At 38.7% G+C, this 2,124-nt stretch carries 3 protein-coding genes; all 3 read right to left on the bottom strand.

What is annotated here, in order from left to right:
* Positions 1-185 precede the first annotated feature (185 nt).
* Entirely contained in the window at positions 186-794 is a 609-nt protein-coding gene (locus tag V512_RS13100; RefSeq protein WP_165775404.1) for a nucleotidyl transferase AbiEii/AbiGii toxin family protein, read from the bottom strand.
* 40 nt (positions 795-834) lie between these two features.
* A complete protein-coding gene (locus V512_RS13105) occupies positions 835-1,461 on the bottom strand; it encodes a type IV toxin-antitoxin system AbiEi family antitoxin domain-containing protein (protein WP_099830904.1) in 627 nt (208 codons plus the stop codon).
* A gap of 314 nt (positions 1,462-1,775) precedes the next feature.
* The coding region (locus tag V512_RS14665) for a hypothetical protein (RefSeq protein ID WP_099830905.1) at positions 1,776-2,124 on the bottom strand (349 nt) is incomplete at its 5' end.

Consider the following 2,124-nt stretch of genomic DNA (forward strand, 5'->3'; position numbering starts at 1 on the left):
AAACTACTAATCAGGTGACATTCAAGTTGTCAACCACATCCTTAGTGGCAGCTAAGGATGGATGAGCATCCTGGGAGCATTCAGGATTTGTGAAAGCCTCAGGAATTATTGTATTATTTTGTTGAGTGGTTTTAATTCCTTTGGCATTGAGGAGCGAGAGCGTAATGCATCATAATTAAATCTACTCAAGAGAGAGAAAAATTGGTTGTTTGAGCAAGGTAGTATATGTCATAGAAATCTTTCAACCTGCTATTTGCCGTGCTACTTTTGACAATTGTCTCAAGCTTTTCAGCTATAACTGTTTCTTTGGAATAAGCTATAACTTTAGGAGCTTCAAAATCAAGAAGTACGGGATATTCCATTTCAATCGGACTTGGAACAATGCTGTCTCCCACGGGAATATCCAAATGAAGTCGGGTCTTTACTTTAGTATTGGCAAGCTGAGCTACAAAAAAGACCCGAATTCCTGTATAATCTTGATCTTCTGTTATTTGCTCAACCTGAATGCTGTTTGCATCAAATAGCACCCCATCATTCGAGTCTGCGGAATTAAGTATTTCCTCAATAATTGGTTTTACCTTGTCTGCTTTTATTGGAAGCCCCTTTGCAAGAAAATCTAGGTCTTTTGTAGGCCTTGATCTATTTAGAGAATCGTAGGATATCAACAGCATTCCGCCTTTGAGTATCAATCTATTTCTGTATTTTGATTTTCCTAATCTGTAGAGAAAACGCTCATAAAAGTATTGTATGAGCAAGTACTCATTGGATCTTCCTGTCTGTCTTGAAATGTTCAACAGTTTCGTTCTAACCGAAGCCCCAATATTTCGCATACAATCACTCCATAGCGGATGTTATAATGGGTATAAGATAAGGTGTTATCACCGTTTTGATTCTAAGCATTGATGCGTATTCCATTAGCTTTGAGATATTTGAATCCTTACGTTTTACATAATTTATTAATGATTCAACGGCAATGCCTTCTCCAAGTTCCTTCCTGAATCTGAAAGCATCGCAGATGGTTCTTTCGAGGTCATATATTCTTATAATCCCGGAATTCGTTTTTATTCTGGTAATACCGATTTTGTATGTGCTTTTGTCAAAGTAATAGAGTTTAACGGGGGGATATTCAAACTTGAGATGACTTACGTTATTAGGTACACCAATGGTAATTTTAGGAGAGATGTATGTGGTCAGGTTATAAAACTGGAGTGCTGAAGCTAGACATATAACGGTATATTTACTTGCTTTAGTAATTGCCACAAGATCAGTTTCAAGACCATTGTATGCATCTGCCAGCATATATAGACCATGTTTTATCCTGATAATCCATCCATTTTCTAGAGCCGTCTTTATTTCTCTTGGATGTATTCCCGCTTTTAGAAACTGCGATGTTTGCTGGAAATAATTATTATATTTGAAGCAGGACTTTATTTTTTTCTCAATATCGGTTTTCTTGCTCATTAAAAAGGTCTCCAGCGATTATTTGGATAGAACACTATGTAATTATAAATATTTGCCTAGTGTTCTATCCAAATTATTCTACCATAGTGGCAGCTTAAGAAACACGACACGAACCGCTTTGCGGTTGCCATAGGAAAAACGGGGACAGACTCCATTTTTAGGAACAGGAGCAGTTCCTCGTTCCGACGCTTCGCGTCCAAATTCTTGGTTGGTTTAGGATCGAGGCCATAAGAGCGGGAGCAAGATCCATTACTAAAAGAACGGTGTCCCGTATAGAATTAATTCGGGCTGACACGGGATAATCGGATGGGGCATTAGAATCTCATTTCTTTGTCAACAACCAAATGTTCTTGTGGGCCTTCGATTCCTTGTTTGTGGAGAAGACGTATTTTCTGTGAGTTCTTGGTGATCTTCACGTTGCCAGATGAAACCCAGAAAAACTTCCGGTTCTCAGTGATGACTCTTATCTGATTATCCATGATCCATCGCTTCATCCATTGCGCCTTTTTGATCACCTCATCGACCTCGGATTCGTTGGCTGGGTGAATCTCTATGAATGCTGTTTTCAGAACAGCATCACTCTCGATAAAAACAGCATAGTCCCATCTATTCTCATTGGGATAATCCTCTTTGAGGCATCTATCTATATCAACGCTCTTTGCA

The organism is Mesotoga sp. Brook.08.105.5.1 (assembly GCF_002752635.1).
In the GTDB taxonomy this organism is placed as follows: domain Bacteria; phylum Thermotogota; class Thermotogae; order Petrotogales; family Kosmotogaceae; genus Mesotoga.

Bases quoted from the DNA above. Each gene is read 5' to 3' on its own strand.
- V512_RS13105 (WP_099830904.1), bottom strand. From the start codon at position 1,461: ATGAGCAAGAAAACCGATATTGAGAAAAAAATAAAGTCCTGCTTCAAA.